Source organism: Aquamicrobium sp. (assembly GCF_023954335.1).
GTDB lineage: Bacteria > Pseudomonadota > Alphaproteobacteria > Rhizobiales > Rhizobiaceae > Aerobium.
Map to the genome: position 1 here is coordinate 91,150 of NZ_JAMLIE010000007.1, position 26,409 is coordinate 117,558.

Consider the following 26,409-nt stretch of genomic DNA (forward strand, 5'->3'; position numbering starts at 1 on the left):
GAAGCCCTATCTGGCCGCGCGATAGACGTTGACGCCGAGCTCGCGGATCTTCTTGCGCAGGGTGTTGCGGTTGAGGCCCAGAAGCTCGGCGGCCTTGATCTGGTTACCACGCGTCGCCGTCATGGCGGCGAGCACCAGCGGGTACTCGACCTCCTCCAGCACGCGCTGGTAGAGGCCGGGCGGCGGCAATTCGCCGGCGAAGCTGGCGAAGTAGCGCTGGAGATGGCGCTCGACGGCCTGGCTGATCGTCAGCTCCTCGGCGAGCCCGCCGACGGAAGGCGACGGCGGCGCGGCGCCCGAGCCGCGCAGCTCCTGCTCGATCAGCTCGGCGGAAATCTCGTCCTGCGGGTAGAGCGCGGCGAGCCGCCGCACGAGGTTTTCCAGCTCGCGCACGTTACCGGGCCACGGATAGCGCTTGAGAAGCTCCATCCCGGCCGGCGAGATGCGCTTGGGCTGGAGCCCGTCGTGCTTCTCGCCCTGGCGGAAGAAATGGCGCACGAGGTCCGGCACGTCCTCGGCGCGCTCGCGCAGCGGCGGCAGGCGCAGCGGCACGACGTTCAGCCGGTAGAACAGGTCCTCGCGGAACAGGCCCTGGTTGATGAGGGTGCGCAGATCTTTGTTGGTGGCGGCGACGATGCGCACGTCGGTGCGGATCGGCGTGCGCCCGCCGACGGTGGTGTATTCGCCCTGCTGGAGCACGCGTAGGAGCCGGGTCTGCGCCTCCATCGGCATGTCGCCGATCTCGTCGAGGAACAGCGTGCCGCCCTCGGCCTGCTCGAAGCGGCCGGTGGAGCGGTTCTGCGCGCCGGTGAAGGCGCCCTTCTCGTGGCCGAACAGCTCGGATTCGATCAGGTCGCGCGGGATCGCCGCCATGTTGATGGCGACGAAGGGGCCGGCGCGGCGGCGGCCGTATTCGTGGAGCGCGCGCGCCACCAACTCCTTGCCGGTGCCGGATTCGCCGGTGATCATCACCGTGAGATCCGTCTGCATCAGCCGGGCGAGCAGGCGGTAGATGTCCTGCATCGCCGCCGAGCGGCCGACGAGTGGCATCTGCTCGGCCGCCTCGTCGCCGCGCTGCTCGATGCCGTGCTGGCGGCGCGGCTCGGCGAGCGCGCGGTTGACGATGCCGGTCAGCTCGGTGAGGTCGAAGGGCTTGGGCAGATATTCGTAGGCGCCCGCCTCCGAGGCGCGGATCGCGGTCATGAAGGTGTTCTGCGCGCTCATGACCACGACCGGCAGGTCGGGCCGCGCCCGGCGGATGCGCGGCAGGAGGTCGAAGGCGTTGCCGTCGGGCATGACGACGTCGGTGATGACGAGGTCGCCGTCGCCGGCGGCGGCCCAGCGCCACAGGGTCGCGGCGCTCGACGTGGCGCGCACCTCGTGGCCGGCGCGCGACAGCGCCTGGCTCAGGACCGTGCGGATCGCCGCGTCGTCGTCGGCGATCAGGATGTTGCCGCGCATGCTCATGTCGCCTCTCCTTGCCGGGTCCCGTCGCCGCCGGGCCTCGGTTCCTTCCATGCCGGCATCAGCACGCGGAACGTCGTGCCGCGCGGCGAGGAGTCGCATTCGATGACCCCGCCATGCTCGCCGACGATCTTGGCGACCAGCGCCAGCCCCAGCCCCGAGCCGTTCTGCTTGGTGGTGACGAACGGGTCGAACAGGATCGGCATCAGATCGTCCGGCACGCCCGGCCCGTTGTCGTGGACGCAGAACTCCAGCGGCAGCGACACGCGGTCCTGCGTTCCCGGCACGGACAGTCGCATGCCGGGGCGGAAGGCGGTGGACAGCACGATCTCGCCGTCCTGCCGGCCGGAGACCGCCTCGGCGGCGTTCTTGACGAGGTTGAGGAACACCTGGACGAGCTGGTCGCGATTGGCGTGGACCGGCGGCAGCGACGGGTCGTAATCCTCGACGATGCGAACCTTGCTGGCGAAGCCGTTGCGCGCCAGCGCCTTCACATGGTCGAGCACGACATGGATGTTGACCGGGCGGCGGTCGATCGGCCGCTCGTCGGAGAACACCTCCATGCGGTCGACCAGCGCGACGATCCGGTCGGTCTCGTCGGTGATGAGCCGTGCCAGCGCCCGGTCCTCGTCGGAGACAACGGATTCAAGCAGTTGCGCCGCGCCCCTGATGCCGGAGAGCGGGTTCTTGATCTCGTGCGCGAGCATCGTGGCGAGGCCGGAGACCGAGCGCGCCGCGCCGCGATGCGTCATCTGCCGGTCGATCTTGTCGGCCATCGAACGTTCCTGGAACAGGACGACGACATAACCGGGCAGCTCGGCGACCGGCGCGACATAGAGATCGACCAGCTTCTCGCCGCCGAGCAGCGGCGAGGAGATGTCGACGCGGTATTCGTTGAACGGCGCCTGCCGCTCGCGCACCTGGTCGATCAGCGTGAGCAGCGGGCTGCCGAAAGGCACGAAGCGTTCCAGCCCGCCCCGCGCCATTACCGCGGCGCTGGAGCGGAAGAAATCCTCGGCCTCGGCATTGGCGAAGGCGACGCGCCCGTCCGGCGCGACCATGATCACCGGATGGCGGATCGTGTCGAGGACGATGTTGGCCGGGTTGAAGCCTGCCGGAAGCGCCGCGCTCATGCCGCGCTCCTCATGTCGCGCGCCGCGAAGGCCGCGCGCAGGGCGGCGATCACCGTCGTCGGCTCGAGGGCGGTCATGACCGCCCGGCGCAGCTCCGGCGGCGTTTGCGGCGCGTGGCGGTCGAGATACCAGCCGAGATGTTTTCGCGCGTGACGCACACCCTGAACGCTTCCGTAAAGCACCAGCATATCTTCGTAATGGCCTATGACATAATCGGAAATCTCGTTTTCCAAAGCCAACCTGCTACCGGCGGCCTCTGCCGCGATTCGCCCCGCGAGCCATGGCGCGCCGTAATGGGCGCGGCCGATCATGATCGCGTCGGCGCCGGACTGCTCCAGCATGCAGGCCGCGTCGGCCAGCGTGCCGGCGTCGCCGTTGGCGACGACGGGGACCGATACCGCCTCCTTGACCGCGCGGATGGCGCGCCAGTCGGCGCGGCCGTTATAGAGCTGGTTGCGCGTGCGGCCGTGGACGGTGACCATGGCGACGCCCGCCGCTTCGGCGCGGCGGGCGATCTCGGGCGCGTTGAGGCTGTCATGGTCCCACCCCAGCCGCATCTTGACCGTGACCGGCACGGAGACCGCGCCGACGACGGCCTCGATCAGCGACAGCGCGTGGTCGGGGTCGCGCATCAGCGCCGAGCCGCAATAGCCGCCCGTCACCTTCTTGGCCGGGCAACCCATGTTGATGTCGACGATGTCGGCGCCCTCGCCCGCCGCGATGCGCGCGCCCTCGGCCATGAACCCCGCCTCGCGCCCGGCAAGCTGGACGACATGGACCGGAACGTCCGGCCGGCGGATGCGCAGGGCGGAATTGCGCCGACCCTTGGCCAGCTCGCCGCTCGCCACCATCTCGGAGACGACGAGGCCGGCGCCGTGCTTCACCGCCCGCGCGCGGAACGGCTCGTCGGTGACACCCGACATCGGCGCGAGGAAGACGCGGTTCGGGATCTCGATCCTGCCGAGGCGCAGCGGGGTCGCGAGGCGACGGACATCATTCATGCACAAGAACCATGCAGGAGATCATTGTGCCTAATTGATAGACAGTATCGCCGTTTTGTGCAACTGCGAAATGAGCCGTTTCCGGCCCGGCGCCGAATTTGGCTGGCCAATCGGGATGCGCCTGACTAAGCGTTGAGCGATCTGAAACGGGAGCCGGAACGGCATGACGGCAGGCAGGATCGGCGCGGTGATCGTGGCGGCCGGGCGCGGCGAGCGCGCCGGACAGTCGGCCGAGGGGCCGAAGCAATACCGGCGCATCGGCGGCGTTCCCGTCATCCGCCGCACGCTGGAGGCGTTCCTCGCCCATCCGCGGATCGACGCGATCGCTGTGGCGATCCATGCCGACGACGCGGAACTGTTCGCGCAGGCAGCCGGCGCGCTTGCCGCGCGGGTGATCGCCGTTCCGGGCGGCCCGACCCGGCAGGCGTCGACGCGGCTCGCCCTCCTCGCGCTGCGCGAGCGCAGGCTCGATGCGGTGCTGATCCATGACGGCGTGCGCCCCTTCGTCGATGCCGGGCTGATCGACCGGGTGATCGCCGGCCTCGAAGGCGGGTTCGGCAGCCTGCCGGCGCTCGGCGTTTCCGACACGCTGAAGGAGGCCGGTGGCGAGGGGCTGGTCGTTAAGACCGTGCCGCGCGAGCGCCTTTTCGCGGCGCAGACGCCGCAGGGCTTCGCCTTCGGCCCGATCCTCGACGCGCATGAACGCGCCCACCTTGCCGGCCGCGAGGATTTCACCGACGACGCGGCCATCGCCGAATGGGCGGGCATTCCGGTCCGGATCGTCGAGGGCGCGCCCGACAATGTGAAGCTGACCTGGGCAAGGGAGATCGACATGGCGAACGCTCGCCTTTCCGCCGGCGCGCTGCCGGACGTGCGCACCGGCAACGGCTACGACGTCCATTCCTTCGCCGAGGGCGACCATGTCACGCTGTGTGGCGTGGCCATCCCGCATTCGAAGCGGCTTTCCGGCCATTCCGACGCGGACGTCGCGCTGCACGCGCTGACCGACGCGCTGCTCGCCACCTGCGGCGCGGGCGACATCGGCACGCATTTTCCCCCGTCCGACATGCGCTGGAAGGGCGCGGCCTCGCGCATCTTCGTCGCGGAGGCGGTGCGCATCGTGCGCGAAAAGGGCGGGCGCATCGCCAATGCCGATATCACGCTGATCGCCGAGGCGCCGAAGATTGGGCCGCACCGCGCGGCGATGACGGAAGCGCTTTGCGCCATGCTCGGCATCTCTGCCGAGCGCGTCTCCGTCAAGGCGACGACCAACGAACGCCTCGGCTTCGTCGGCCGCGAGGAAGGCATCGCCGCCATCGCCACGGTGAGCGTGGTCTATCCCGGAGGGTTGCCCGAATGACAGACATCAGCGCGCTCGCCGTCCGCTTCATCGCCGAATGCCGCGCCGCCGGCTTCATGGCCGTGACGGCCGAATCCTGCACCGGCGGCATGATCGCCGTCGCGATCACCGACATCTCCGGCTCGTCGGCCGTGCTCGACCGCGGCTTCGTCACCTATTCGAACGAGGCCAAGATGGAGGTGCTCGGCGTCTCGGTCGATACGCTCGCCACCCATGGCGCGGTGTCCGAGCAGACGGCGCGCGAGATGGCCGCCGGCGCGCTGGCCAAGAGCCGCGCGTCCATCGCTCTCTCCGTCACCGGCATCGCCGGGCCGGGCGGCGGCACGGCGCAGAAGCCGGTCGGGCTGGTCTGGTTCGGGGTGGCGGTCGAGGGCCGGCCCATAGAGGCGACCAGCCGCATCTTCGAGGATCGCGGCCGCGCCTTCATCCGCACCGAGACCGTGCGCACGGCGCTCGAGCTCGGTATCGCCGCCCTACCCGGTCAGGCGACGCCGTAGACGAGGTCGGCGCGCTTCTCGAACGCTTCGGCGAACAGGCGAAAGGCGCGGTCGAACATCGCGCCCATCAGCGCGCCGAGGATGCGGTTCCTGAATTCGTAGTCGATGAAGAAATGGACCTCGCTGCCGCCCTCCGCCGGCAGGAAGAGCCAGCGGTTGGTGAGGTACTTGAACGGGCCGTCGATATATTTGACGTCGATCAGGCTCTCTGCCGGCTTCAGCACCACCTGGCTGGTGAAGGTCTCGCGGATAGCCTTGTAGCCGACGGTCATGTCGGCGACGAGCAGCGTCACCCCGTCCCGCTCGCGCCGCGAGCGGACAGTCAGCGCCTCGCACATCGGCAGGAATTCGGGATAGCGCTCGACGTCCGCGACCAGCGCGAACATCTTTTCCGGCGGATGGCGAACGACTCGGACGGTTTCGTATTGCGGCATGGCAAATCCGCTACAACGCCGCGTCCAGCCGGGCAAGAAGGTCGCGAACCTCTGCCGGCGAGCGCAGCGTCACGACCGGCACGTCGGGCCCGTGCTGCGCCAGCGCGGCGCGGATCTCCGGCATTTCCGTGCGCTCGAAGTTCCAGATGTAGTCGAGGAACTCCCGGTCGATCTTTTCCGGGCAGCCGGGCGCCATTTCGGGGCGCGACCGGCCGGAATAAAGGATGCGCCGCCGGATGACGCGGGCGATGCAGAGCAGCCGCGGCATCCGCAGCCAGATCACCATGTCGGCGCGCCGCAGGCGCAGGTCGAGCGTGCCGGGGCTGGTGCCGTCCATGACCCAACGCTCGCCGGCCACCGCCTCGGCGATGAGCCGGCGCACCTCCCCGCGCTCGCGCAGGGTCCAGCCGGGAAGCCAGAAGAATTCGCGGTCCATCGAGATATAGGGGCTGCCCAGCCGGGCCGCGAGCGCCTGCGACAGGGTTGATTTTCCCGACCCCGAACAGCCGATGACGAGGATGCGCCGCGCCTGTTCCAGAAGCGGCGCGGCCTCGTTCGCGGCGATCACGCCTGCGCCGCGAGCTTCGCCTCGCGCGCGGCGCGCAGCCGGGCGAAATCATCGCCCGCATGGTGCGACGAGCGCGTCAGCGGGCTGGAGGACACCATCAGGAAGCCCTTCACGTAAGCCAGCTTCTCGTAGGACTTGAACTCGTCGGGCGTGACGAACTTCTTGACCGGATGGTGCTTGCGCGTCGGTGCCAGATACTGGCCGATGGTGATGAAATCGACATCGGCGATGCGCAGGTCGTCCATCAGCTGAAGCACTTCGTTGCGCTCCTCGCCGAGGCCGACCATGATGCCCGACTTGGTGAAGATCGTCGGGTCCAGCTCCTTGACGCGCTGGAGCAGCCGGATTGAGTGGAAATAGCGCGCGCCGGGCCGCACGGTGAGGTAGTTCGACGGCACGGTCTCCAGATTGTGGTTGAAGACGTCGGGCTTCGCCGCGACGACGATCTCCAGCGCCTTCGCCGCGTCTTTGCGCAGGAAGTCGGGCGTCAGGATCTCGATGGTGGTCGAGGGCGAGGCGCGGCGGATCGCATGGATCGTGTCGGCGAAATGCTGCGCGCCGCCGTCGGCGAGGTCGTCGCGGTCGACCGAGGTGACGACGACATGGGTCAATCCCATCTGCACGACGGCCCTGGCGACGTTCTCCGGCTCGTTCGCGTCGAGCGCGGTCGGGATACCGGTGGCGACGTTGCAGAAGGCACAAGCGCGGGTGCAGATCTCGCCCATGATCATGAAGGTGGCGTGCTTCTTGTCCCAGCATTCGCCGATGTTCGGGCAGCCCGCCTCCTCGCAGACGGTGACGAGCTTGTTCGATTTCACGATCTCGCGCGTCTCGGAATAGCCCTTCGACACGGGCGCGCGGACGCGAATCCAGTCCGGCTTGCGCAGCATCTCCTGATCGGGCTTGTGGGCCTTCTCGGGGTGGCGCGGCCGGGGCTTGTCGAGGAGGTTGAGAACCGTGACCATGCGCAGGACTTCCTTGGCTTTCGGCTGATATAGGCCGTGACGGGCGGAAAGGGAACCGCCCGCCCGCCGGGCTACATGTTGAGCGCGCGCCCGTAGGCGTCGAGCGCGCTTTCCTTCATCGTCTCCGACAGGGTCGGATGCGGGAAGACGGTGTGGAACAGCTCCTCCTCGGTGGTTTCGAGGTTCATGGCGACGACGAAGCCCTGGATCAGCTCGGTCACTTCCGGGCCGACGAGATGGGCGCCGAGCAGTTGCCCGGTCTTCTTGTCGAAGATCGTCTTGACCAGCCCCTGATCATCGCCGAGCGCGACCGCCTTGCCGTTGGCGACGAAGGGGAAGCGGCCGACGCGGATGTCGTGGCCGGCTTCTTTCGCCTTCACTTCCGTCAGACCCACCGAGGCCACCTGCGGGTGGCAATAGGTGCAGCCCGGAACCAGCGCCTTGTCGAGCGGATGGACGTTCAGCCCGGCGATCTTCTCGACGCAGATGACGGCCTCGTGCTCGGCCTTGTGGGCCAGCATCGGCGGGCCGGCGACGTCGCCGATGGCGTAGACGCCCGGCACGGAGGTGCGGCAATAGCCGTCGATGGCGATCGCGCCGCGCTCCAGCTTGACGCCGAGCGCCTCGAGGCCGAGATTTTCGGTGTTGCACTGGACGCCGACGGCCGAGATCAGCCGGTCGGCGGTGATCTTCTCGACCGAGCCGTCCTTCTTCTCGACATGGGCGGTGATCGCGTTGGCGGCCTTGTCGACCTTCGTCACCTTGGCTTCGAGGATGAACTTCAGCCCCTCCTTCTCCAGCCGCTTCTGGGCGAACTTGGAGATCTCGGCGTCCTCGACAGGCATGATCTGCGGCATCAGCTCGACCACGGTGACGTCGACGCCGAGCGTGCGGTAGAAGGAGGCGAACTCGATGCCGATGGCGCCCGAGCCCATGACGAGCAGCGATTTCGGCAGGCTGTCGGGCACCATGGCCTCGAAATAGGTCCAGATCAGCTTGCCGTCCGGCTCGATGCCGGGCAGCGCGCGCGGTCGCGCGCCGGTGGCGATAATGACGTGCTTCGCCGTATAGGTGCCCTCGCCCTTCGTGTTCTTCGGCGCGGGCGCCTGCGGCTGCATCGGCTTCTTCGCCGGCTTCGAGACGACGATCTCGCCGGGCTTCACCAGCTTCGCCTCGCCCCAGATCACGTCGACCTTGTTCTTCTTCATCAGGAGGCCGACGCCGCCGTTCATACGCTCGGCGATGCCGCGCGAGCGCTTGACGATGGCGGAAAGGTCCGGCCTGACCGCGCCCTCGATGGCGATGCCGTACTCCTTGCCGTGGCTGGCGAGGTGCATCACCTCGGCCGAGCGCAGAAGCGCCTTGGTCGGGATGCAGCCCCAGTTGGAGCAGATGCCGGCCAGATGCTCGCGCTCGACGATGGCGGTCTTCAGCCCCAGTTGCGCGGCGCGGATGGCGGCGACATATCCGCCCGGCCCGGCCCCGATGATGATGACGTCATAGCTTTCGGCCACGGGCGTTTCCCTCCTTCAAAGTCCAAGCATCATGCGCACGATCGGTTCGAGCGCCCGCCCGATCGCGCGGGTGTTCGCGGCGTCGAGATGGACGCCGTCTATCGGCGTCGTCACCGCCACCGAGCCGGCGTCGAAGAAGCCGCAGCCTTCGATGTCGGCGAGATCGGCATAGAAGCCGGCGAGCATGCGCGACTGTTCGACCCCGCCGGCGAACATCGCCGCATATTCGGGGCTGGCGGTCTCGCACAGCGGCGGCGGCGCGACGATCAGCACAGCGGGCGGCTCGGCCGTCCCGTCGCGGGTGGCGTTGAGCCGGACGATCTCGACCAGCCGGCGCATGCCCTGCATGGCGGCGAGCGCGGTGCCGGCGATGGCCGGCTTCATGTCGTTCGAGCCGAGCAGGATGATGACGAGGTCGAGCGGCGCATGGGTGTAGAGCACCGTCGGCAGGATGCGCACGCCGTTGCGGTCGCAGGCGGCGAGGTGCTCGTCATAGGCGGTGGTGCGCCCGCGCAGGCCCTCGGCTATGACTTCGACGGACGGGCCGAGCGCCTTTTGCAGCACGTTCGGCCAGCGATCCTCGTAAGCGTGGCGGCCGCCGGTCTCGGCATCCGAGCCCCAGGTGATCGAGTCGCCGTAGCAGAGGACCGTCTTCATCGCCGCTCCCGGTTCCCGACCCTAGAGCTGGCGCAGGCCGAGAGCGATGAACAGGAACAGCACGCCGTTCGAGATCAGCTCGACCGCGAGGAAGATGCCGAGCACCGTTCCCGCCGCATAGGGAAAGTTGGTGAAGATGAACACGGCGAGCACGATGGACAGGATGCCCGAGACCAGCACCCAGCCCCAGCCGGTGACCGGGCGCAGCGCGAAGGCGTAGAACACCTTGATCGCGCCCGTGACCAGAAGCAGCACCGCGACCAGAAGCGTCAGCGACACCATGCCGGCGAGCGGGTTGAAGACCAGCGAGATGCCGACGAGCAGCGACAGCACGCCGAACAGCAGCGCCCACAGGAAGCCGCCCCAGCCCTGCACCTGGAACGACTGGATGACCTGGAGGCCGCCGAGCAGCATGAAGAACCAGCCGGCCATCAGCGTCGCGGCGAGCGTCGCGGCGAAGGGATTGACGAGGGCCAGCACGCCGCCGATCAGCGAAACGACGGCGAGGAACGCCATCCAGCCCCATGATTTCCTGAGATTTTCGGAATTCGCAGTCGCAGTCATGGCCTTACCTTTCGCGGCGTTTGCCGGGCGCCGTGCCCGGCTTCAAACCAGTCAAGCCCTCAAACCAACCCAGCCTCAAACCAACATGGACAACGGGTTCTCCACGATGCGCCGGAAGGCAGCGACGAGCTCCGCCCCCAGCGCGCCGTCGACGGCGCGGTGATCGGTCGACAGCGTCACCGACATGACGTTGGCGATCTCGATCTTGCCGTTCTTCACCACCGCGCGCTCCTCGCCGGCGCCGACCGCGAGGATCGTGGCATGCGGCGGGTTGATGACGGCGGCGAAGTCCTTGACGCCGAACATGCCGAGGTTGGACACCGAGGTGGTGCCGCCCTGATACTCTTCCGGCTTCAGCTTGCGGTTCTTCGCCCGCGCGGCAAGGTCCTTCATTTCGTTGGAGATCGCCGAGAGGGTCTTTTCGTCCGCCTTGCGCACGATCGGCGTGATGAGGCCGCCGGGGATCGACACCGCGACGCCGACATCGGCGTGGGCGTGCTTGAGCATGCCGGCGTCGGTCCACGAGACGTTGGCGTCCGGCACGGCCTTCAGCGCCAGCGCATAGGCCTTGATGACCATGTCGTTGACCGAGAGCTTGTAGGCGGGCGTCTCGCCCTTCTCCGTCTTCGTCATCGGGGCGGCGTCATTCAGCTGCTTGCGCAGGGTGAGCAGCGCGTCGATCCCAATGTCCACCGTGAGGTAGAAATGCGGGATCGTGTTCTTGGCCTCGGTCAGGCGGCGCGCGATGGTCTTGCGCATGTTGTCGTGCGGGACGAGCTCGTAGGAGCCTTCCTCGAACAGCTTCAGCACCGCATCGTCCGACATGCCCTTCGGCGCGGCGGCCGGGGCCGCGGCGGTGGACGGCGCGGTCGTTTGCTGCGCGGCCGCCTTCGGCGCGCCGCCGGCGATCGCCGCCTCGACATCGGCCTTGACCACGCGGCCGTGCGGGCCGGTGCCCGAAACGGCGGCGACGTCGATGCCTGCCTCGCGGGCGATGCGGCGGGCGAGCGGCGAGGCGAAGGTGCGCTCGCCGGAAGCCGCCTTCGGCTGGGTTGTCTGCGCCGGCGCGGGCGCGGCCTTCGGCTGGGCTGACGGCGCGGGCGCGGCGGCGGCAGGCTCGGCCTTCGCCTCCTGCTTTGCCGGCTCGGCTTTCGCTTCCGGCTTCGCCGCTTCGGCCTTGGGCGCGGCGCTGCCGGCGGCGGAGGCCGCGGCCGAGGCGTCCTCGCCTTCGGCGGCCAGCACGGCGATCACGGCATTGACCTTGACGCCCTCGCTGCCGGCCGGGACGACGATCTTCGCCACCGTGCCCTCGTCGACGGCCTCGACCTCCATGGTCGCCTTGTCGGTCTCGATCTCGGCGATCACGTCGCCCGGGGAGACCTTGTCTCCCTCCTTGACCAGCCACTTGGCGAGATTGCCTTCCTCCATCGTCGGGGAAAGCGCCGGCATGGTGATTTCAATCGGCATGACGCGCCCTCCCTCAACCGCGATAGGTGACGGCCTTGACCGCCTCGACCACCTCGGCGACGCTGGGCAGCGCCAGCTTCTCGAGATTGGCCGCATACGGCATCGGCACGTCCTTGCCGGCGACGGTGATCACCGGCGCGTCGAGATGGTCGAAGGCGCGCTGCATCACCTGGGAGGCGATATGGTCGCCGACCGACGATTGCGGGAACCCCTCCTCGACCACGACGAGGCGGTTGGTCTTCCTGACCGAAGCCAGCACCGTGTCGAGATCGAGCGGGCGGATGGTCCGCAGGTCGATGATCTCGACGTCGATGCCCATCTCGCGCAGCTCGGCCTCGGCCTTGACCGCGTAGGTCATGCCGATGCCGAAGGAGACGAGCGTGACGTCCGCGCCCTCCTTGTGCAGCCGCGCCTTGCCGATGGGCAGCACGAAGTCATCGAGCTTCGGCACGTCGAAGGTCTGGCCGTAGAGGATCTCGTTCTCGAGGAAGATCACCGGGTTGGGGTCGCGGATAGCGGCTTTCAGCAGCCCCTTGGCGTCGGCGGCCGTATAGGGCATCACCACCTTGAGGCCCGGAATGTGGCCGTACCAGGCGGCGTAGCACTGCGAATGCTGGGCGCCGACGCGGGCGGCCGCGCCGTTCGGGCCGCGGAAGACGATGGGCGCGCCCATCTGGCCGCCGGCCATGTACAGCGTCTTCGCCGCCGAGTTGACGATGTGGTCGATCGCCTGCATGGCGAAGTTGAAGGTCATGAACTCGACGACGGGCTTCAGGCCGGCGAAGGCCGCGCCGACGCCGAGGCCGGCGAAGCCGTGCTCGGTGATCGGCGTGTCGACCACGCGGCGCGCGCCGAATTCCTGAAGCAGCCCCTGCGTGATCTTGTAGGCGCCCTGGTATTCGGCCACCTCCTCGCCCATGACGAAGACGTCGTCGTCGCGGCGCATCTCCTCGGCCATGGCGTCGCGCAGCGCCTCGCGCACGGTCGTCGGCACCATCTCCGTGCCGGCGGGAATGTCGGGATCGGCGGCGACCTCGGATTTCGGCGCTGCCGGAACGGAGACGGCTTCCTTCTTCGCGCCCGGCTCCTCGCTCGCTTCACGCGCCTTGCCGCCGGCGTCGTCGGCCGCCTGCGCGGGCGCGGCAGCCGGCTCCGCCTTGGGCGCCGGCTTCGCCGCCACGGCGTCGGCGCTTTCGCCGTCCTGAAGCAGGACCGCGATCGGCGTGTTGACCTTCACCCCTTCCGACCCTTCGGCGACGAGGATCTTGCCGAGCGTGCCTTCATCGACGGCCTCGACCTCCATGGTCGCCTTGTCGGTCTCGATCTCGGCGATGACATCGCCGGGGGAAACCTTGTCCCCTTCCTTCTTGACCCATTTCGACAGGTTGCCCTCTTCCATGGTCGGCGAGAGAGCGGGCATGAGAATTTCGATCGGCATCGTCCGTTCCCCCCTTAAAGCAGCACGTCGGTGTAGAGCTCGGACACGTCCGGCTCGGGATCGGACTGGGCGAAGTCGGCCGCGTCGGCGACGATGTCGCGCACCTTCTTGTCGATGGCCTTCAAATCGTCCTCGCTGACGCCCTTCTGCGCCAGAAGTCGCGCCTTGACCTGCTCGATCGGGTCGTGCTCGGAGCGCATCTTCTGCACCTCGTCCTTCGAGCGGTATTTCGCCGGGTCGGACATGGAGTGGCCGCGATAGCGGTAGGTCTGCATCTCGAGGATGATCGGGCCGTTGCCGGCGCGGCACCACTCGACCGCCATGTCGCCGGCCGACTTGACCGCGCGCACGTCCATGCCGTCGACCTGGATGCCGGGGATGCGGAAGGAGACGCCGCGCTGGGAGAAATCGGTCTCGGCCGACGAGCGCGTCACCGCCGTGCCCATGGCGTAGCGGTTGTTCTCGATGATGTAGATGACCGGCAGCTTCCACAGCGAGGCCATGTTGAACGCCTCGTAGACCTGGCCCTGGTTGGCCGCGCCGTCGCCGAAGAAGGTGAGCGAGACCGCGTCGTTGCCGCGATAACGGTTGGCGAAGGCGAGGCCGGTGCCGAGCGGCACCTGCGCGCCGACGATGCCGTGGCCGCCGTAGAAATTCTTCTCCTTGGAGAACATGTGCATCGAGCCGCCCTTGCCCCTGGAGTAGCCTCCGCGGCGCCCCGTGAGCTCGGCCATCACCCCGCGCGCGCTCATCTCCATGGCCAGCATGTGGCCGTGGTCGCGGTAGGCGGTGATCATCTGGTCGCCTTCCTTGATGGCCATGGCCATGCCGGTGACGACAGCTTCCTGCCCGATATAGAGATGACAGAACCCGCCGATGAAGCCCATGCCGTAGAGCTGGCCGGCCTTTTCCTCGAAGCGGCGGATCAGGAGCATGTCCCGATAGGCCTTGAGGTCCTCGTCCTTGGAAAACTTCGCCGGCGGCGGCGTTCTCGGTGTCTGCTGGCTGTCGGCGCCTGCCCTGGATTTCGCAGGCGTCTTACGGGCGGCTGTCGCCATCGCTCGCTCCCTCTTCGTCTCAACTCCCGGAAGGAGAGCCGAGCCCTCCCTTTGTGTTTTGCCAGAGGCTAGCACGGAGCAAAGACCTCCGCCATGCGGAAAAACGCATGGCAGGAATGCCGATAATCTTCATAAGTATATGAAATTAAATGATTAACTTGATTTCAGTTAATCATTGTCCTCGATCATTGCTGCGCTGCCGCATGATGATGACTTCGTCACCGAGAGCCATGTTGAGCGCGCGCCGGGCATGCTCGTCCAGCATGTCCTTCTCCAGCGAGCCGTCATTCAACAGGCTGAGGCGCTGCTCCAGACGGGTGCGCTCGGCCTGCACCTTCGCCAGATCGGCCTCGAGCGCGGCGACCCGCGTCTCCAGCCGGTATTTCGAATAGATGCCGTACTCGCCGTGGAAGGCATGGAAGCCGAAATAGGACAGGAACGCAGCCGAGATCGCCGGCACGATCAGAGCGCCGGTGTTGCGTTTCTTGCGCTGGCGAGTCCACATAGGCACGACGATACCTTCAAGCTGCATCCCCCATCTGCCATGCTTATGCTTAAAGCCCGGTTACCGTTTTCGGCTCGCGCCACGGTCCGGCGCCAGAGAGGGCGCTCGACCTCGAGACGTTTATCGAGATCGTTGTCATACAACGCCCAGTCGCGATCTTTTGCCGCCTCATATATCATTACTCCCTCTCCGGCCCGGAGGGTTCTATAGCGTATTGAATTCGAGGCTAACTTTCGTCAGTTGCCCGGTGCCGGGCGCCCAGTAAGCATTCACGCCCATGGAGTAAGCTATGCTCGGCATCAGGCGCGCCAGAAGCGATTCTCCGTAGAACCTGCGCCCGGAAGCCGGGATGAGCCAAACCGCATGTATCCGATACATATCGTTATGCGGGATCTCCCCCGGAAGGTAAATCCGACTGGAAAAACCTTGCGCTGTAAACCACCGATCGGCATCCGGATAATTCCCGATGCGATTCAATACACGAAACAGACAAACCTCAGCTTCAAAGGGATCGTGAATTCTGGACCATGCAAAGTTTTTAAGGACCGTCTCTTCGGGGAACGTATCCCAAAGAGGTCGCTCACCCCATGAGAACAGGCAAGAATCGAGATCGGGAAATCGCCGAAGCGCGGTTTTGTAGCTTGTCGTCATTCCGTCTTTGCCGCTTGGAATGAACGGCGGATCGCCCAAAGGTGGATTTGTATCGAAGTAAGCAATCGCATGGCGAAGGACGCCTGGCGAGCACGATGCCAATTGCATCATGACGATGAAAAGCAAGCCGTAGACAATAAGTCTTCTGACAAACAGCATTGCAATCTCCCCGCCCCTACTTTCCCGATGATATCGCCCGACGTCTAAGCTTCGGTGGAGCGAATAGATTGCATTCGATCGGTCGGTGCCAAAGGTGAATCGCCGATCTCACGCGAGGCATGGCGAAATCAGCGTGCTCGGAAGCATATGAGCGCTCCGGGCTTTGCCGCGTCGGCGAGCCTGGCGCCGCGGTCTTCTCTAATGCTTTGATTCTGTTGGAGGCTTTGGAGACGATGGTGGGCGCGACAGGGATTGAACCTGTGACCCCACCCGTGTGAAGGGTGTGCTCTCCCGCTGAGCTACGCGCCCGTTCGCGATGATCCAGCTTGAGCCGGCCGCGAAAGTGCCGCGATATAAGGGGGGCGGCGGCCCCAAGTCAAGGACGTATCAACGCGCGAGCGCGGCAAGGAGCTCCTCGGTCATCTGCGTCGTCAGCTCGTCGAAATGCGAGATGATTCGCGACGGCGAGAACGTGCGCACATGCTGGTCGGTATAGCCGAAATCGACGGCGATGACCGGGATGCCCGCGGCCTTGGCCGTGTCGATGTCGGTGCGCGAATCCCCGACCATGATGGCGCGGGCGGGGTCGCCGCCCGCCATGCGGATGGTCTCGAGAAGATGGCGCGGGTCGGGCTTGCGGAAGGAGAACGTGTCGGCGCCGCAGATGGCGGCGAACCGTTCGGTCAGGTCGAGCGAGGCGATCAGCCGCGTCGACAGCGCCTCGTACTTGTTGGTGCAGACCGCCTGCAGGTAGCCCGCCTCCCCCAGCCGGTCGAGCGCGGCGATCACGCCGGGAAAGGGCTGCGAGCGGCCGGGCATGTTGCCGCCGTAGTGGTCGAGGAACACGGCCTGGAGCTCGTCGAGCCGCGGCGTGGTCAGTTCGTGCCGCTGCGAGGCGAAGGCGCGCTCGATCATGACGCGCCCGCCCATGCCGACGAAGCGGCGCAGCTCCTGCGGCGCGGCCCGCTGTAGGCCGGCGCATTCGAGGCAGTGGTTCAGGCTGTCGAGGAGGTCGGGGGCGGTGTCGACGAGCGTGCCGTCGAGATCGAAGACGACAATGGGGCGGATCGGGGCGGGGCGGGTCATGGCAGGTCCGGTGATGCGTTCGGGTCGAGTTGCGATACCCCCGCGAGAGCGAGCCGGCAAGCCCGGCCTTGCCGGCGCGCGTCCCGGCAGACGGGGTCTTTGCCCGGCGCGGCAAAGCTGATAGGAGGCGATTGACTTTCCGGGACGGAGCCCACGGACGCCCTATGGACGCCAGACAGTTGAAGATCGAGGCCGCGCGCGTCGCCCTCTCGCATGTCGAGGACGGGATGCGGCTCGGAATCGGCACCGGCTCGACCGCCGAGGAATTCGTGCGGCTGCTCGCGGCCCGCATCGGCGAGGAAGGCCTCGCCGTCACCGGCGTTCCGACCTCGGAGCGCACGGCGGAGCTGTGCCGCGCGCTCGGCGTGCCGCTCGCCACGCTGGACGAGATGCCGGAGCTCGACCTGACCATCGACGGCGCCGACGAGATCGACGCGCAGCTTTCGCTGATCAAGGGCGGCGGCGGCGCGCTGCTGCGCGAGAAGATCGTCGCGGCGGCATCCGCGCGCATGCTGGTGATCGCCGATTCCTCGAAGGTGGTGGAGACGCTGGGTCGCTTCCCGCTGCCGATAGAGGTCAACCCGTTCGGCCTGAAGGCGACCGAAATCGCCATCGCCTCGGCCGCGGCGCGCCTCGGCCTTCAGGGGCCGCTCGCCCTGCGGATGGCGGGCGACGCGCCCTTCGTCACCGACGGCGGACACCTTATCATCGACGCATCTTTTGGCCGCATTCCGGATACACAAGCCCTCAGTGACGCGCTCCACGCCATTCCGGGCGTGGTCGAGCACGGTCTGTTTCTCGGCCTGGCATTCGCCGCGATCATCGCGGATGCCGGTGGTGTCAGAACGCTGCGCCTCGCAAGGTAACTCAAGGAGTTTCGACGCATTATGAACCTCGCCATCCGTTCCCGCCGTCTTGCCGCCGCCTTCGGAACGCTCGCCCTCGTCGCGGGCGCCAGCCTTCCCGCCGCCGCGCAGGAGATTTCCGACTCTCACCTGTCGGCCGCGCGCGCGGTGCTGGCGTCGCTGCATGCGACGGACGAGTTCGACTTCATCCTGCCCGGCGCGGCGCAGTCGCTGAAGAGCGAGCTGATCCAGAAGAATCCGGACCTTCAGGCGCTCATCATCGAGATCGTCGACCAGACGGCGTTCGCGCTCGCGGCGCGCCGCGGCGACCTCGAGCGCGAGGCGGCGACGATCTACGCCCGCGCCTTCACCGAGGCGCAGCTCAACGAGATCTCCACCTTCTACTCGTCCGAGACCGGCAAGAAGCTGTTGACCGACAGCCCTCTCGTCACGCGCGACGTCGTGCGTGCCGCCGAGATCTGGCAGAACGGCATCGCCCGCGATCTCGCCCAGCAGGTGGGCGAGGAGCTTGCCCGGCGCGCCGAGCAGGCCCAGCCGCAGCAGCAGCCGCAGGGCGGCAATGCCGAAGGCGGCGAAGCGCCGCAGCAATAACCCACGCGCCTTGCGCGGACGCATCCGGTCCGGCCTCGCGCCGGGCTTTTCTTTTGGCAGGCAAATGCCTAGGTGAAGGTCCTGCCGAAGAACACCGGAGCCCGCCATGTCTGAATTCGACTATGACCTTTTCGTCATCGGCGGCGGCTCGGGCGGGGTGCGCGCGGGGCGGCTGGCGGCTGCCATGGGCAAGCGCGTCGCCATCGCCGAGGAATACCGATTCGGCGGTACCTGCGTCATCCGCGGCTGCGTGCCGAAGAAGCTGTTCGTCTACGCCTCGCAGTTCCCCGAGCATTTCGAGGATGCCGCCGGCTATGGCTGGACCGTCGGCGAGACGCGCTTCGACTGGCCGACGCTCATCGCCAACAAGGATCGCGAGATCGCCCGCCTCGAAGGACTCTACCGGCGCGGGCTGGAGAATGCCGGCGCGCATATCCTCGAAAGCCGCGCCGTGCTGGAGGGGCCGCACTCGGTGCGCATCGTCGCCGAGGGGCGCACCGTCACCGCGCGCCACATCCTGATCGCCACCGGCGGGCGGCCGAGCCCCCACCCTGCCCTGCCCGGCGCCGAGCACACCATCGCCTCCAACGAGGCGTTCCACCTCGAGGCGCTGCCGCGCGCCATCGCCATCGCCGGCGGCGGCTACATCGCGGTCGAGTTCGCCAACATTTTCCACGGCCTCGGCGTCGAGACGACGCTGGTCTATCGCGGCAAGGAGATCCTCGGCCGCTTCGACATGGACATGCGGCGGGGCCTGCACGCGGCGATGGAGGCCAAGGGCATCCGCATCCTTACCCAGGCGATCGCCCATGGCGTCGAGAAGCGGCCGGACGGCAGGCTCGACATCGCGCTCAGCAACGACGAGCGGCTGACCGTCGACCAGTTCATGCTGGCGATCGGCCGTACGCCCAACACCGAGGGGCTGGGGCTGGATACCGCCGGCGTCGAGACCGGGCCGGGCGGCGAGATCGTCGTCGACGATTATTCGCGCACCAGCGTCCGGCACATCTACGCCGTCGGCGACGTCACCAACCGGGTGCAGCTGACGCCGGTGGCGATCCACGAAGCCATGTGCTTCATCGACACCGTCTACCGCGACAGGCCGGCGAAGCCGGATTTCGACGCCATCGCGACGGCCGTGTTCTCGCAGCCGGAGATCGGCACGGTCGGCCTCTCCGAGGACGAGGCGGGCAAGCGCTTCGATGAGGTGGAAATCTACCGCGCCGAGTTCCGGCCGATGCGCCACACGCTGTCCGGCCGGCAGGAGCGCACCATCATGAAGCTGGTGGTCGACGCCGCCACGCGCCGCGTCGTCGGCGCGCATGTCCTCGGCCCCGATGCCGGCGAGATGGCGCAGCTCATCGGCATCGCCGTCAAGGCGAAGCTGACCAAGGACGATTTCGACGCGACCATGGCGGTGCACCCCAGCGCGGCCGAGGAGCTGGTGACGATGTACGCGCCGAGCTATCTGGTCAGGAACGGCGAGCGGGTCTGACGGCGCGGCCGTTCCGGCCGGCTTTTACCTCTCGTCGCGGCAGACGCCAGATCGGCTTTGCCTTGGCGGCTGCCGGTGCTATGAGGGGCCACATTTTCAAACCGAACCAGCGGGTGTCTCCCGCATTTCCAAACATCGAGGGGTCTCTCATGGCGAAGATCAAGGTGGCAAATCCGGTCGTCGAGCTCGACGGCGACGAGATGACGCGCATCATCTGGCAGTTCATCAAGGACAAGCTGATCCACCCTTATCTCGACATCGACCTCCACTATTACGACCTCGGCATCGAGTACCGCGACCAGACCGATGACCAGGTGACTGTCGACGCGGCCAACGCCATCAAGAAGTACGGCGTCGGCGTCAAATGCGCCACGATCACGCCGGACGAGGCGCGCGTCGAGGAATTCGGCCTGAAGAAGATGTGGAAGTCGCCCAACGGCACCATCCGCAACATCCTCGGCGGCGTCATCTTCCGCGAGCCGATCATCATGAAGAACGTGCCGCGCCTCGTGCCGGGCTGGACCCAGCCCATCGTCGTCGGCCGTCACGCCTTCGGCGACCAGTACCGAGCCACCGATTTCCGCTTCCCCGGCAAGGGCAAGCTGACCATCAAGTTCGTCGGCGAGGACGGCAAGACCATCGAGCACGAGGTGTTCGACGCGCCGGGCTCGGGCGTCGCCATGGCGATGTACAACCTCGACGATTCGATCCGCGATTTCGCCCGCGCCTCGCTGAACTACGGCCTGCTGCGCGGCTACCCGGTCTATCTGTCGACCAAGAACACCATCCTCAAGGCCTATGACGGCCGCTTCAAGGACATCTTCCAGGAGGTCTACGAGGCCGAGTTCGTCGCCGCCTTCAAGGAAAAGAAGATCTGGTACGAGCACCGCCTGATCGACGACATGGTCGCCTCGAGCCTGAAGTGGTCGGGCGGCTATGTCTGGGCGTGCAAGAACTATGACGGCGACGTGCAGTCCGACACGGTCGCGCAGGGTTACGGCTCGCTCGGCCTGATGACCTCGGTGCTGATGACGCCGGACGGCAGGACCGTCGAGGCCGAGGCCGCCCACGGCACCGTCACCCGCCACTACCGCCAGCACCAGAAGGGCGAGGAGACCTCGACGAACTCGATCGCCTCGATCTTCGCCTGGACGCGCGGCCTCGCCCACCGCGCCAAGCTCGACGACAACGAGGCGCTGAAGCGCTTCGCCGAGACGCTCGAGCGCGTCTGCGTCCAGACGGTGGAATCGGGCTACATGACCAAGGATCTGGCGCTGCTGATCGGTGCCGACCAGCCCTGGCTCTCCACCACCGGTTTCCTCGACAAGATCGACGAGAACCTCCAGAAGGCGATGGCCTGATCCACGCCTCTCGCATCCCGGACGACGAAAGGCGGCTTCGGCCGCCTTTTTGTTTTGCCGCCGGACGGCAGCCGAACTTTTGGCGTGCAGGCGCGTTCTCCAGAAGGTTTCACACCGGATAACAATCGATGGAGACTTCCATGCTTCACAGAAAGCTTCTGCTCGCAGCGGCGCTAGGCGGCCTGATGACCGGCGGCGCGGCCATGGCGCAAACCGCCCTGGTCAAGGTCAATAGCAACGTGCATGTGGCGGCATTCGGCGCCATAGCCGATCAGGTGGACGCCTGGGACGTCTACGACGCGTCGGGCACCGAGATCGGCGAGGTCGACGAGGTCGTCGGCTCCGACGCCGGAACGCCGACCGCGCTGGTGATCGACTTCGACGGCAAGGCCGGCTACGCCGACCGCGACGTCGTCATCCCCATCGACCAGTTCACGCGGGAGAACAACCGCCTGACGCTGAACGCGTCGCCGGACGCCGTCGGCGCCATGGAGACGTGGAACGACTGACCCGCGTTCGGCAGCCGGCGTTCACGCATATCGAAAGGGCCGCGTTCGCGGCCCTTTTCTATCCGAGCGCGGCGAGGCCCGGGAAGGTTTCCAGCAGCCAGTAGGCCGCGGCCTGCACCCCGCCGGTGAGAAAGAGGATGCCGGCGAGGACGAGAAGACCGCCCATCACCTTCTCGACCCGCCCGAGATGCACCCGGAAACGGCCGAGGAAGCGCATGAACGCGCCGGAGAACAGCGCCGCGAGAATGAAGGGCAAGCCGAGGCCGAGCGAATAGGCGCCGAGCAGCATCGCCCCCTCGCCCACCGTGTCGCGCCCGCCGGCCAGAGTCAGGATAGGCCCGAGCACCGGGCCGATGCACGGCGTCCAGCCGAAGGCGAAGGCAAGGCCCATCAGATAGGCGCCGAGCGCGTTGGCCGGCTTGCCGCCTCCCTGGAACCGCGCCTCGCGCGACAAGAGCGGAATGCGGATGACGCCGAGGAAGTTCAGCCCCATCAGGGTGATGAGGACGCCGGCGACCATGGCGAGCTCCTGCTGCCACTGCCGCATCAGCCCGCCGATGGACGACGCCCCCGCCCCGAGCGCGACGAACACCGTCGAGAACCCCAGCACGAAGGCGAAGGCCGCGCCGACGAGGGCGAGCCGGGCCGGCGCGGTATGCGTGGGCGCGGCGCGCAGGGCCGCAGCCCCGCCGCCCGCGGGCACAGCGGCCGCGCCGCGGAAATCGTCGATGGAGACGCCGGCCATATAGCACAGATAGGGCGGCACCAGCGGCAGCACGCAGGGCGACAGGAACGACAGCGCCCCCGCGCCGATGGCGCTCATAAATCCGACGTCGATGGCCATGCGCCGAAACTCCAGTTCCCTACAGTTCGCGCCTGATATAGCGACTCCCCGCTCGGGCCACCAATCACCAAAGCGTGGCATAGGGTCGCTGAGAGGAGGCATTTGCCTCACACTTCGACGATGATGCACGCGTTGGGCTTCGAGACCTCTCGAGCCCTTGATAGGTCGAAGATGAAGTAGCAACCGCGGCGTTAAAGGCAGCCTCCGCCTCTTTGCCGAGGCGTCCGACTGCCGCAGGTGGTATCGGTTGGTCCAGGGCGCATGAAAATCTTCAGCCCCGGAGATTACGTCTTGGACTGCAGCTTTTGATCGGTTAGGCCATGACAGCAATAAAGTCGGGGGGCCGATGACCGAATCCACCTTCAATCTCGATGTCTTTTTGCGTGGCGACCGAGACTATGTGCAGGGCACACAGATCGTATCGCGCGTGGCCGAACTGCTCGGAGACGGTGAGTGGATACTCGATGCGGCACAGTTTACCCGCCTGTCCACCCGCATGCTCCTTGCCGATGACTCTTCCGCCGCAACCATGGCGGGGGCGATCGCCCGTGTGCAGTTCGCCGAACCCACCGGAAAGAACCGGTCCTTCGTCCTGACGGAGGGGGCAGACCCGGCGCCTCGCCGGGCGCGGCCGATGCCGATTGCCGTCACTCGGCAGAATGGTTCGTCTGGCACAGACAAGGCAATTTGGGACTACAGCGGGGTGTCGGGCTTCGAGGACATGGCGAACGTCATCGTCCAGGCGATCAAGGCCGAGCACGGCGAGCGATGGCCGGGTTGCCGCGACGTATGGCTGACCGGTTTCCGGCGTCTTGGCCTGCCGGTCGCTGGCCGGTTTCCCGATGCGGGACGGATCGCCCTCACCCTCTACCGCCAGCTCGGCGAGCATGGTTTGTTCCAGAACATCTGGCAGGTTGCGTTGCCCGATATCGGCCTGGAGGGCATGGTAACATTCGCATTCCGGGCACCGGAGGCGGGCGATGGGCATTGAGGCTTTTGCGCATGCTCTGCCTTCCGTGCGCCATAGCGCGGCGGACCTGGCCCGGCTGACCGGGGCGGACGAGCGATTCATCGTGGAGAAGATCGGGCTTGAGGGGCGTTACGTGCTCGGCCCCGACGAGACCGGCGTCAGTTTATCGGCGGAGGCCTGCCGGGTTCTCTTCGCAAGGTTTCCGGAACTCGCCTCCGAGGTGGACCTGCTGATCGTCGTCACGCAGACGCCCGACCGCCGACTGCCACAGAACTCCGCGGGGCTGGCGGCCGCGCTCGGGTTGCGGCCGTCGCTGGCCGCCTTCGATATCTCGCTGGGCTGTTCGGGCTATGTCTACGCACTGACCGTGGCCGAGGGCTTTCTTGCCGCGACCGGAAAGGACGTCGGGGTCGTGGTGACCTGCGATCCCTATTCGCGGATCATCGCTCCCGCCGACAAGGATACCAATTGCATCTTCGGGGATGCGGCGACGGTCACGCTCGTGCGATCGGGCAAGGGGCGCGGGCGTGTCCTTGCTACCGATTTCGGCACCCGCGGCGAAGATGGCGACGCGATCTGCATACCGGCCGGCGGTGCTGCACGACCGCTCGTCGGTGCCGCCGCCTCCCCCGATATCCCGGCAGATGCGCTGCGGCTGCACATGCAGGGCCGCGCCGTCTTCAACTTCGTCAACAGCATCGTTCCCGAAAGCATCCATCGCTGCCTGGAGAAGGCAGGCGCGAAGCTCGAGGACATAGACCTGTTCGCGCTCCATCAGGGCTCGCGCTACATGCTCGAGTCGATGGCCCGGCGTGTCGGCATTCCTGCCGATCGCCTGTTGATCAATATGGACCGATACGGCAACACCGTTTCGTCCAGCATCCCGCTGCTGCTATCGGAAGTCGATGCGGAAGGCGCTCTTTCAGGTCGCACGGTTCTGATGTCCGGCTTCGGTGTGGGCCTCTCCTGGGCCACCGCAGTCGTTCGGTTTTGATTGAGGGGAACGGAAGAATATGACCAGAGAAGAAGCTTTCTCTATGATCCGCAAGGCTCTCGATGCCACCTCGCCGAAGGCGTCCGAAAAGGTATCCGAAACGACGGACCTGATCGGTGAGGGAATACTGGATTCACTTGACTCGATGAATTTCCTGTTCGAGCTGGAAACCCTGCACGGCGCCAGGCTGGCCGCTATCGACGAGTCGTTCAACGATTTCCGTGTCACGGTGCTTATCGACATTCTCATGGACGCCTGACGTGCTTCTGCGCAAGCTGGCCGCAGGCCTGGTCTTCCTCGGCGGCGTGGCGGTGGTGGCGGCTGCGGATCTGCCGGTCGTGCGCTTTGCCAGCGTCGGCAATTCCCATGTCTGCCTTGCGCGGCAAATGCTCGATCTTCCATCGAAGATCGATGTGGTTTTCCTGGGCAGTTCTCGTATCCGCCGCGGCTTGAAGCCCGAGACCTTCGTCGAGGCGACCGGTGGAGAGTACGAGACGGTCTATAATCTGGGTCGCCCGAGCCGGCTGATACTGTGCAGCGAGTCGATAATTACGCATCTGGTCGAGACCGGACGAGCGCCGAAAGTCGTTGTGCTCGAGATCGATCTCGACGAGATAAGATTTGGATCGCCCGGGCCGCGGCAATGGAACCGCACGGAGCCCGGCCATCTCACTTACGCCGAACTGCTTGCCGCCTTGCCTGCCGATACTGAATCGCGGTGGCATCTGATCGTCGACGGCATCAGGCACAAGCTGGCCATATCCGTCGCACGCCATTTCTCCGGGATTACGACCAGGGTCCTCCTTTCCGCATCCGACGAACCGGCACCGCACGTGTGCTGGCGGAACAGCTTCGACAAGGATGACGACCGAAGGAGAAGGCATCGCGCCCAGGCCGAGGATGCCAGTCGGCAGATGTTCGGCGACGGGCCCGATGCGACAGACGGACGATTCGCCGACGAACGTACTCCGAAGGCCGAGGTGGAGCTTGCCGTGCTCGACCGGATCCGACAGCGGCTCGACGCGACCGGAACCAGGCTCGTCGTGATACGCCCCATGGGATATGCCGACCCGCCGCTCGCACCGGAGGTGATGGACAAGGTCACGGCGCTGATACCGGAGTTCCGTGCGCCGCCCGATGGGCTCGCCCGCCAGCTTTCACGTCTGGTTATCGACAAAAATCACTTCGGACCCGAAGGACGCGAGCTTTACACGCGCTGGCTGGCCGGGGTCGTGCTCGCCGAGATGGAAACGCCATGATCCTCGGCTTTGAGCTCACGCTGCTGATTTACGCCAGCCTTGCCGGCCTGTTCCGGCTCTTGTGGGGCGTGTCGCCGCGCGCCGCGCTGTCTATGCTTTGCGTTGCGGGCGCAGGCCTGATTGCCGTCGCCAACCCGCTGCTTGCGCTCTATCTCGCTGCCCAGGTCTTGTGGGTGCTGTGTCTTTATGCGCTGTGCCGGCTTTTCCCGGGTCATGCCACGTGGCTGTCCTGGCTGTCCTTTCTCGGCCTCATTCCCTACAACATGGCCATATGGATCGACGGAATGCCGGTCCTGCCCGGTCTGCGCGACACGCTTCAGGGCGGCTCCTTGCCACTGGTCGGCTGGACGGTGGGCGCGACCTTCTTCGTGGTCAAGTCGTTCGTCGGGTTGAGGGAGGCGCTGCGCGAGGGACAATTGAGGCCTTTGCCGCTTCTTGCCGGCCTGACCTTCCTGCCCGCCTTTCCAGCCGGTCCCATCTTCGGCAACCAGCCTTTCCGCCCCGAGCGGATCGCCGATCTCCTGCCGCTTCGGTCGCTCGGCATTGCAGCGATGAAGCTGGGCTGGGGTACGGCCGCCCTCTACGTTATTGCGCCGGCGCTGCGTGCCGAGGCGGCCGGCAACGGCACAGGCATCCTCCCCACGGTGGCGGACGTCTATCTTCTCTTCGCGGCGCTTTTCTTCGACTTCTCCGGCTACTCGCTCATAGCCATCGCGCTGGCCGCCTTCTTCGGCGTCACCTTGCCCGAAAATTTCAACCGCCCCTATCTGGCGACGTCCATCCGCGAGTTCTGGCAGCGCTGGCACATGTCGCTCAGCGCCTTCATCGCTACCTACCTGTTCAAGCCCTACGTGCGTCACACGGGCGCGCCCCGACAGGGTATTTTCCTTGCTTTCATAGCCGTTGGCCTCTGGCACGAAATGACTCTGAAATATCTGTTTTGGGGGATCGGCCACGGTGCCGCCCTGAGCCTCGCAATGAAGCCGCCACGGCTCTAGA

28 protein-coding genes and 1 tRNA gene are annotated in these 26,409 nt (G+C 66.6%); 12 read left to right on the forward strand and 17 right to left on the reverse strand.

Going from position 1 to position 26,409, the window contains the following annotated elements:
• Positions 1-6: 6 nt before the first annotated feature.
• From ntrC to dusB, 3 genes are read right to left on the reverse strand one after another with little or no spacing between them, the layout of a single operon-like run.
• Positions 7-1,467, reverse strand: a complete 1,461-nt coding sequence (ntrC, locus tag M9945_RS22400) for a nitrogen regulation protein NR(I) (protein ID WP_367946303.1) — start codon at positions 1,465-1,467, stop codon at positions 7-9.
• Positions 1,464-2,597: a nitrogen regulation protein NR(II) gene (locus tag M9945_RS22405; RefSeq protein ID WP_367946304.1), complete on the reverse strand. Its 1,134-nt coding sequence runs from the start codon at positions 2,595-2,597 to the stop codon at positions 1,464-1,466. Before M9945_RS22405 ends, ntrC begins: the two co-directional genes overlap by 4 nt.
• Complete coding sequence (gene dusB / locus M9945_RS22410; RefSeq protein ID WP_367946305.1) at positions 2,594-3,598, reverse strand: tRNA dihydrouridine synthase DusB; 1,005 nt, start codon at positions 3,596-3,598, stop codon at positions 2,594-2,596. The genes M9945_RS22405 and dusB overlap by 4 nt, the downstream gene beginning before the upstream one ends.
• Positions 3,599-3,761: 163 nt before the next feature.
• On the opposite strand from dusB, the gene M9945_RS22415 reads away from it, so the two are divergent.
• Together M9945_RS22415 and M9945_RS22420 are read left to right on the forward strand one after the other, a co-directional pair.
• Positions 3,762-4,958 carry a bifunctional 2-C-methyl-D-erythritol 4-phosphate cytidylyltransferase/2-C-methyl-D-erythritol 2,4-cyclodiphosphate synthase gene (locus M9945_RS22415; protein ID WP_367946306.1) on the forward strand — a complete coding sequence of 399 codons (1,197 nt, stop codon included), beginning with the start codon at positions 3,762-3,764 and terminating at the stop codon, positions 4,956-4,958.
• The gene (locus M9945_RS22420; RefSeq protein WP_367946307.1) at positions 4,955-5,455 is read left to right on the forward strand and encodes a CinA family protein; all 501 of its coding nucleotides are present in this window, start codon (positions 4,955-4,957) and stop codon (positions 5,453-5,455) included. Before M9945_RS22415 ends, M9945_RS22420 begins: the two co-directional genes overlap by 4 nt.
• Here the strand turns inward: M9945_RS22420 and M9945_RS22425 are convergent.
• From M9945_RS22425 to M9945_RS22485, 13 genes are all read right to left on the reverse strand, one after another.
• A complete protein-coding gene (locus M9945_RS22425; protein WP_367946308.1) occupies positions 5,440-5,889 on the reverse strand; it encodes a type II toxin-antitoxin system RatA family toxin in 450 nt (149 codons plus the stop codon). The two genes, M9945_RS22420 and M9945_RS22425, sit on opposite strands and share 16 nt — an antisense overlap.
• 10 nt (positions 5,890-5,899) lie before the next feature.
• Entirely contained in the window at positions 5,900-6,457 is a 558-nt protein-coding gene (locus M9945_RS22430; RefSeq protein WP_367946309.1) for an AAA family ATPase, read from the reverse strand.
• Complete coding sequence (lipA, locus tag M9945_RS22435; RefSeq protein WP_367931705.1) at positions 6,454-7,422, reverse strand: lipoyl synthase; 969 nt, start codon at positions 7,420-7,422, stop codon at positions 6,454-6,456. Before lipA ends, M9945_RS22430 begins: the two co-directional genes overlap by 4 nt.
• Before the next feature lie 71 nt (positions 7,423-7,493).
• Entirely contained in the window at positions 7,494-8,936 is a 1,443-nt protein-coding gene (gene lpdA / locus M9945_RS22440; RefSeq protein ID WP_367946310.1) for a dihydrolipoyl dehydrogenase, read from the reverse strand.
• A 15-nt stretch (positions 8,937-8,951) separates the two neighbouring features.
• Positions 8,952-9,593, reverse strand: coding sequence for an SGNH/GDSL hydrolase family protein (locus tag M9945_RS22445; RefSeq protein WP_367946311.1), 642 nt, complete (start codon positions 9,591-9,593; stop codon positions 8,952-8,954).
• A gap of 21 nt (positions 9,594-9,614) precedes the next feature.
• Positions 9,615-10,157 (reverse strand): HdeD family acid-resistance protein, encoded by a 543-nt coding sequence (locus M9945_RS22450; RefSeq protein ID WP_367946312.1) that lies wholly within the window; start codon positions 10,155-10,157, stop codon positions 9,615-9,617.
• Between the two features lie 75 nt (positions 10,158-10,232).
• The gene (locus M9945_RS22455; RefSeq protein WP_367946313.1) at positions 10,233-11,624 is read right to left on the reverse strand and encodes a pyruvate dehydrogenase complex dihydrolipoamide acetyltransferase; all 1,392 of its coding nucleotides are present in this window, start codon (positions 11,622-11,624) and stop codon (positions 10,233-10,235) included.
• Between the two features lie 13 nt (positions 11,625-11,637).
• Positions 11,638-13,062 (reverse strand): pyruvate dehydrogenase complex E1 component subunit beta, encoded by a 1,425-nt coding sequence (locus M9945_RS22460; protein ID WP_367946314.1) that lies wholly within the window; start codon positions 13,060-13,062, stop codon positions 11,638-11,640.
• Positions 13,063-13,076: 14 nt separating this feature from the next.
• Entirely contained in the window at positions 13,077-14,120 is a 1,044-nt protein-coding gene (gene pdhA / locus M9945_RS22465; RefSeq protein WP_367946315.1) for a pyruvate dehydrogenase (acetyl-transferring) E1 component subunit alpha, read from the reverse strand.
• Positions 14,121-14,292: 172 nt separating this feature from the next.
• The gene (locus M9945_RS22470) at positions 14,293-14,625 is read right to left on the reverse strand and encodes a septum formation initiator family protein (RefSeq protein WP_367931685.1); all 333 of its coding nucleotides are present in this window, start codon (positions 14,623-14,625) and stop codon (positions 14,293-14,295) included.
• Between the two features lie 204 nt (positions 14,626-14,829).
• Complete coding sequence (locus tag M9945_RS22475; RefSeq protein ID WP_367946316.1) at positions 14,830-15,435, reverse strand: hypothetical protein; 606 nt, start codon at positions 15,433-15,435, stop codon at positions 14,830-14,832.
• A 234-nt stretch (positions 15,436-15,669) separates the two neighbouring features.
• A tRNA-Val gene (locus M9945_RS22480) sits at positions 15,670-15,744 on the reverse strand.
• Positions 15,745-15,822: 78 nt separating this feature from the next.
• The gene (locus tag M9945_RS22485; RefSeq protein WP_367946317.1) at positions 15,823-16,521 is read right to left on the reverse strand and encodes an HAD family hydrolase; all 699 of its coding nucleotides are present in this window, start codon (positions 16,519-16,521) and stop codon (positions 15,823-15,825) included.
• Between the two features lie 164 nt (positions 16,522-16,685).
• Here M9945_RS22485 and rpiA point away from each other — a divergent pair, with 164 nt between their 5' ends.
• From rpiA to M9945_RS22510, 5 genes are all read left to right on the forward strand, one after another.
• Positions 16,686-17,387: a ribose-5-phosphate isomerase RpiA gene (gene rpiA, locus M9945_RS22490; RefSeq protein ID WP_367946318.1), complete on the forward strand. Its 702-nt coding sequence runs from the start codon at positions 16,686-16,688 to the stop codon at positions 17,385-17,387.
• A 21-nt stretch (positions 17,388-17,408) separates the two neighbouring features.
• Positions 17,409-17,978, forward strand: coding sequence for a DUF2059 domain-containing protein (locus M9945_RS22495; protein WP_367931675.1), 570 nt, complete (start codon positions 17,409-17,411; stop codon positions 17,976-17,978).
• Between the two features lie 106 nt (positions 17,979-18,084).
• Positions 18,085-19,473: a glutathione-disulfide reductase gene (gor, locus tag M9945_RS22500; protein WP_367946319.1), complete on the forward strand. Its 1,389-nt coding sequence runs from the start codon at positions 18,085-18,087 to the stop codon at positions 19,471-19,473.
• Positions 19,474-19,622: 149 nt separating this feature from the next.
• Positions 19,623-20,834, forward strand: coding sequence for an NADP-dependent isocitrate dehydrogenase (locus M9945_RS22505; protein WP_367946320.1), 1,212 nt, complete (start codon positions 19,623-19,625; stop codon positions 20,832-20,834).
• 140 nt (positions 20,835-20,974) lie between these two features.
• The gene (locus M9945_RS22510; RefSeq protein ID WP_367946321.1) at positions 20,975-21,343 is read left to right on the forward strand and encodes a PRC-barrel domain-containing protein; all 369 of its coding nucleotides are present in this window, start codon (positions 20,975-20,977) and stop codon (positions 21,341-21,343) included.
• Positions 21,344-21,401: 58 nt separating this feature from the next.
• On the opposite strand, the gene M9945_RS22515 is transcribed toward M9945_RS22510, so the two are convergent.
• Entirely contained in the window at positions 21,402-22,187 is a 786-nt protein-coding gene (locus tag M9945_RS22515; protein WP_367946322.1) for a cytochrome c biogenesis CcdA family protein, read from the reverse strand.
• Positions 22,188-22,533: 346 nt separating this feature from the next.
• Between M9945_RS22515 and M9945_RS22520 the strand changes: the two genes are divergently transcribed.
• Genes M9945_RS22520 through M9945_RS22540 form a run of 5 tightly spaced genes read left to right on the forward strand, consistent with a single transcriptional unit; the run spans position 22,534 to position 26,408 of the window.
• Complete coding sequence (locus M9945_RS22520; protein ID WP_367931680.1) at positions 22,534-23,178, forward strand: hypothetical protein; 645 nt, start codon at positions 22,534-22,536, stop codon at positions 23,176-23,178.
• Positions 23,168-24,151 (forward strand): 3-oxoacyl-ACP synthase III family protein, encoded by a 984-nt coding sequence (locus M9945_RS22525; RefSeq protein WP_367931681.1) that lies wholly within the window; start codon positions 23,168-23,170, stop codon positions 24,149-24,151. Before M9945_RS22520 ends, M9945_RS22525 begins: the two co-directional genes overlap by 11 nt.
• Before the next feature lie 19 nt (positions 24,152-24,170).
• Positions 24,171-24,410 (forward strand): hypothetical protein, encoded by a 240-nt coding sequence (locus M9945_RS22530; RefSeq protein ID WP_367931682.1) that lies wholly within the window; start codon positions 24,171-24,173, stop codon positions 24,408-24,410.
• Position 24,411: 1 nt separating this feature from the next.
• Positions 24,412-25,410, forward strand: coding sequence for a hypothetical protein (locus M9945_RS22535; protein ID WP_367931683.1), 999 nt, complete (start codon positions 24,412-24,414; stop codon positions 25,408-25,410).
• Positions 25,407-26,408, forward strand: coding sequence for an MBOAT family O-acyltransferase (locus M9945_RS22540; protein ID WP_367931684.1), 1,002 nt, complete (start codon positions 25,407-25,409; stop codon positions 26,406-26,408). The genes M9945_RS22535 and M9945_RS22540 overlap by 4 nt, the downstream gene beginning before the upstream one ends.
• Position 26,409 lies beyond the last annotated feature (1 nt).

What these genes read in the sequence shown, in the direction of transcription:
- ntrC (WP_367946303.1), bottom strand. Translation starts at nt 1,467, where the DNA reads ATGAGCATGCGCGGCAACATCCTGATCGCCGACGACGACGCGGCGATC.
- M9945_RS22405 (WP_367946304.1), bottom strand. Translation starts at nt 2,597, where the DNA reads ATGAGCGCGGCGCTTCCGGCAGGCTTCAACCCGGCCAACATCGTCCTC.
- dusB (WP_367946305.1), bottom strand. Translation starts at nt 3,598, where the DNA reads ATGAATGATGTCCGTCGCCTCGCGACCCCGCTGCGCCTCGGCAGGATC.
- M9945_RS22415 (WP_367946306.1), top strand. Translation starts at nt 3,762, where the DNA reads ATGACGGCAGGCAGGATCGGCGCGGTGATCGTGGCGGCCGGGCGCGGC.
- M9945_RS22420 (WP_367946307.1), top strand. Translation starts at nt 4,955, where the DNA reads ATGACAGACATCAGCGCGCTCGCCGTCCGCTTCATCGCCGAATGCCGC.
- M9945_RS22425 (WP_367946308.1), bottom strand. Translation starts at nt 5,889, where the DNA reads ATGCCGCAATACGAAACCGTCCGAGTCGTTCGCCATCCGCCGGAAAAG.
- lipA (WP_367931705.1), bottom strand. Translation starts at nt 7,422, where the DNA reads ATGGTCACGGTTCTCAACCTCCTCGACAAGCCCCGGCCGCGCCACCCC.
- M9945_RS22445 (WP_367946311.1), bottom strand. Translation starts at nt 9,593, where the DNA reads ATGAAGACGGTCCTCTGCTACGGCGACTCGATCACCTGGGGCTCGGAT.
- M9945_RS22450 (WP_367946312.1), bottom strand. Translation starts at nt 10,157, where the DNA reads ATGACTGCGACTGCGAATTCCGAAAATCTCAGGAAATCATGGGGCTGG.
- M9945_RS22455 (WP_367946313.1), bottom strand. Translation starts at nt 11,624, where the DNA reads ATGCCGATTGAAATCACCATGCCGGCGCTTTCCCCGACGATGGAGGAA.
- M9945_RS22460 (WP_367946314.1), bottom strand. Translation starts at nt 13,062, where the DNA reads ATGCCGATCGAAATTCTCATGCCCGCTCTCTCGCCGACCATGGAAGAG.
- pdhA (WP_367946315.1), bottom strand. Translation starts at nt 14,120, where the DNA reads ATGGCGACAGCCGCCCGTAAGACGCCTGCGAAATCCAGGGCAGGCGCC.
- M9945_RS22470 (WP_367931685.1), bottom strand. Translation starts at nt 14,625, where the DNA reads ATGTGGACTCGCCAGCGCAAGAAACGCAACACCGGCGCTCTGATCGTG.
- M9945_RS22475 (WP_367946316.1), bottom strand. Translation starts at nt 15,435, where the DNA reads ATGCTGTTTGTCAGAAGACTTATTGTCTACGGCTTGCTTTTCATCGTC.
- M9945_RS22485 (WP_367946317.1), bottom strand. Translation starts at nt 16,521, where the DNA reads ATGACCCGCCCCGCCCCGATCCGCCCCATTGTCGTCTTCGATCTCGAC.
- rpiA (WP_367946318.1), top strand. Translation starts at nt 16,686, where the DNA reads ATGGACGCCAGACAGTTGAAGATCGAGGCCGCGCGCGTCGCCCTCTCG.
- M9945_RS22495 (WP_367931675.1), top strand. Translation starts at nt 17,409, where the DNA reads ATGAACCTCGCCATCCGTTCCCGCCGTCTTGCCGCCGCCTTCGGAACG.
- gor (WP_367946319.1), top strand. Translation starts at nt 18,085, where the DNA reads ATGTCTGAATTCGACTATGACCTTTTCGTCATCGGCGGCGGCTCGGGC.
- M9945_RS22505 (WP_367946320.1), top strand. Translation starts at nt 19,623, where the DNA reads ATGGCGAAGATCAAGGTGGCAAATCCGGTCGTCGAGCTCGACGGCGAC.
- M9945_RS22510 (WP_367946321.1), top strand. Translation starts at nt 20,975, where the DNA reads ATGCTTCACAGAAAGCTTCTGCTCGCAGCGGCGCTAGGCGGCCTGATG.
- M9945_RS22515 (WP_367946322.1), bottom strand. Translation starts at nt 22,187, where the DNA reads ATGGCCATCGACGTCGGATTTATGAGCGCCATCGGCGCGGGGGCGCTG.
- M9945_RS22520 (WP_367931680.1), top strand. Translation starts at nt 22,534, where the DNA reads ATGACCGAATCCACCTTCAATCTCGATGTCTTTTTGCGTGGCGACCGA.
- M9945_RS22525 (WP_367931681.1), top strand. Translation starts at nt 23,168, where the DNA reads ATGGGCATTGAGGCTTTTGCGCATGCTCTGCCTTCCGTGCGCCATAGC.
- M9945_RS22530 (WP_367931682.1), top strand. Translation starts at nt 24,171, where the DNA reads ATGACCAGAGAAGAAGCTTTCTCTATGATCCGCAAGGCTCTCGATGCC.
- M9945_RS22540 (WP_367931684.1), top strand. Translation starts at nt 25,407, where the DNA reads ATGATCCTCGGCTTTGAGCTCACGCTGCTGATTTACGCCAGCCTTGCC.